The organism is Sulfurimonas sp. (assembly GCF_014859695.1).
GTDB lineage: Bacteria > Campylobacterota > Campylobacteria > Campylobacterales > Sulfurimonadaceae > Sulfurimonas.
Genome location: NZ_JACUTS010000133.1, coordinates 1 through 3,164 on the forward strand (window position 1 = coordinate 1; position 3,164 = coordinate 3,164).

Sequence of the window (3,164 nt, forward strand, 5' to 3'; positions counted from 1 at the left end):
ATTTTAAAAAAGAAAAATGGCGAGCTTCAAAGCATGGTTACCCAAGCGGTGGCTGAGATGCAGAAAAAAGATACATATATGCTTCACAAATCACGTTTAGCGCAAATCGGTGAAACCGTAAGCATGATAGCGCATCAGTGGAAGCAGCCTCTTAGCACCATATCTGCTCTTAATATATCTATGATTATGGCAATAGAGCTTGAACAGTATGATCTCTGTGATGAGAAACAGAGAAAAGAGTTTTTGGATTTTTTAGATAAAAAGCTTAAAAAAATCGAGTTTTATACAAACAACATGGGTCAGATTATCTCTGATTTTAGTGACTTTTATAGACCCAATAAGCAACAGGAGGAGTGTACTTTAAATGCTCCGGTATTTCAGGCCTACTGGCTGCTAGAGGGTAGTTTGGCATCTGAAAATATAGATCTCTCTTTGGAGCTTGGCTCCACGAGCAGAGTCAAGCTCTTTAAAAATGAGTTTGTGCAGGTTTTGGTAAATATCATAAATAATGCAAGAGAGCAGTTTGGTGCAAAAGGGGTGGATAATGCTCAGATTTGTATAAAAAGTTATGACAGAGGAGACGTGGCGGTTATGGAGATAAGCGATAATGCGCTAGGGATAAGCGAGGATATAATAGATAAAGTTTTTGACCCTTATTTCTCGACAAAGTTCGATAAAAACGGCACTGGACTTGGACTTCATATGTCAAAAAATATTATTAAGCAGCATAGTAGTGGTAAACTTTATGTCGAAAATATCCAAAATGGAGCAAAATTTACAATCGAAATAGCTATAAGCGAGGAAGAGAATGAAAAATAGAGTTATAGTAGTAGGAGCAGGCGGAGCAGGACTTGTTGCCGCCTTGAATGCACATGAAAGCGGTGCCGAAGTGGTTGTAATAACAAAAGAGTATCCCGCAAGGAGTCAGACATGCATGGCTCAAGGCGGTATCAATGCAGTTTTGTCGGGCGATGAGGGCGACAGCGTAGAGATGCACGTCCAAAACACGCTCAAATCTGCGAACGGCTTAGCGAATGAGGGTGCTGTTAGGTACATGTGCGAAGAAGCGCCAAAAGCCGTTGCATGGCTTGATAGCATAGGTGTTCCATTTAGCAGAACGCCAAACTCTAAAATTGCCCAAAGAAAACTAGGCGGCGCTTACGGGGCGCGCTCTTGTTACGCCCAGGACTATACGGGTTTGAAAATTCTTCACACGCTTTATGACAGGGTTCTTGCTGCGCAAATTGAGATTTTAAATGAGAGATATCTGTTCGAACTTCTAAGTGAGTTTGACGAGAGCGGCAAAAAATATATCTACGGCGTGAGCCTGCTCAACAAACGAAGCGGTGAGATAGAGATACATGAAGCCTCAAGCGTAATTATCGCAACGGGAGGCTACAGCAGAGTCTACAATAACTACTCCACAAACTCTCTCTCTTCTACGGGTGATGGAGTTGCGGCGGCACTAAGAGCAGGAGCAAGAGTGAGCGATATGGAGTTTGTACAGTTCCATCCTACTGCGCTCAAAAACTCCTCAATTTTAATTTCAGAGAGTGCAAGAGGCGCTGGAGGACATCTTTTAAACTCAAGAGGCGAGAGATTTGTGAACGAGCTTTTACCCCGTGATGAGGTCTCAAAAGCCATACATGATGAGATTGCAAAAGGCGAAGATATCTATCTCGATATCCGCCATTTAGGGGCAGGGTTTATAGAAAAGGAGCTTCCTCAAGAGGCAAAACTTGCAAAACTTTATGAAAATATTGACCCTGCACAAGATCTTATCCCGATAAAACCAGCAGCACACTACACTATGGGAGGTATAGAGGTTGATTCCAACTCTTCAACATCAATCGGGGGACTCTTTGCGGCGGGAGAGTGCGCAAACCATAGAGTTCATGGCGCGAACAGACTTGGCGGAAACTCTCTTTTAGAGCTTGTGGTGTTTGGCAGACAAGCGGGAGTTAACGCTGCCAAGTATGCTAAAAATTTCTCTAAAGATAGAACTCTTTTCAAAGAAAAGGAGTTTTTTGAAGATGAGATTGCAGAGATAAAGAGATTTACAAACGAGATAAATTTTTATGAGAAACAGGCGTATTTGGGCGAGCTTTTTTACAAAAATGTAGGGATAAAGAGAGAGAAAGAGGCGTTGCAAGACGCTTTAAAAGCGGTAGAAGAGATGAGAGATAATTTACCAAAGATGGGTGTGAACGACAAAGCAAAAGAGTACAACACAAATCTTATAGAGTTTTTGGAGTTTAAAAATATGCTCATGTTGGCAGAAGCGGTTTTGCTAAGTGCCATAAACAGGCAGGAGAGCAGAGGCGCGCACTTTAGAATCGATTTTCCTGAGGCAGATGAGACATACAGAGCACACACTATTTTAGATGCAGACAAGAGGGTGAGCTATGAAAATTAATATCAAAAGAGAGAGTGTTGCAGAGTACGATGTCAACATGGAGGGCGCGACTCTTTTAGAGGTGTTAAATGAGATAAAAAGAAGCCAAGATCAATCACTTGCCTATAGTAGCGGATGCAGAAGCGGTGTGTGTGGAAGTTGCGCCGTGAGAGTTAATGGACGCGAAGTCTTAGCATGTTCGCATCATGTAAAAGATGGCGACTTGGTGGAGCCGCTTAACAATACTCCCGTACTTCGTGATTTGGTTGTTGATATGGACGGAGCTTACTCATTTAATGCAAAGGCAAAAGCATGGCAGAGTTCGCTCGCAGAGAATGTAGAACTCTCTATAGAAAATCAGCATATAAATGAACTTCAAAGTGACTGCATACTGTGCGCTTCATGTTATAGTGCATGTCCTGTATATGCCGTCAATAGCGAGTTTTTAGGACCATTTTCACTAACAAGAATCTGGCGCTATGTTAGCGATAAAAGAGAGTCAGACCCAAAAAGCAAGATAGATGCCGTACAGACAAACGGCGTATGGGACTGCACGTTATGCAACGAGTGTACGCTTGTCTGTCCGCAGGGAATCTCAAGCAAGGCAGATATAGAGAAACTAAGGGCAAAAAGTTTTATGTTTGGCTATATGGATCCAAGTTTTGGCAACTTTGGCGGAAGCTTCAATGATGGAAGTCCTGTTTTTTAAAACAGCTAACACACTTTAAAATATGTTATAATCTGCAATAATTGTTATAAATATAAATAA

At 41.9% G+C, this 3,164-nt stretch carries 3 protein-coding genes; all 3 read left to right on the forward strand.

The window, feature by feature from the left end:
• Positions 1–819 (forward strand): HAMP domain-containing sensor histidine kinase (locus tag IBX42_RS11805; protein WP_294933131.1); only part of this gene is annotated, 819 nt, incomplete at its 5' end.
• Entirely contained in the window at positions 809–2,416 is a 1,608-nt protein-coding gene (locus tag IBX42_RS11810; RefSeq protein ID WP_294933132.1) for an FAD-binding protein, read from the forward strand. The genes IBX42_RS11805 and IBX42_RS11810, both read left to right, overlap by 11 nt.
• Positions 2,406–3,104, forward strand: coding sequence for a 2Fe-2S iron-sulfur cluster-binding protein (locus IBX42_RS11815; RefSeq protein ID WP_294933133.1), 699 nt, complete (start codon positions 2,406–2,408; stop codon positions 3,102–3,104). The genes IBX42_RS11810 and IBX42_RS11815 overlap by 11 nt, the downstream gene beginning before the upstream one ends.
• Positions 3,105–3,164: the final 60 nt, after the last annotated feature.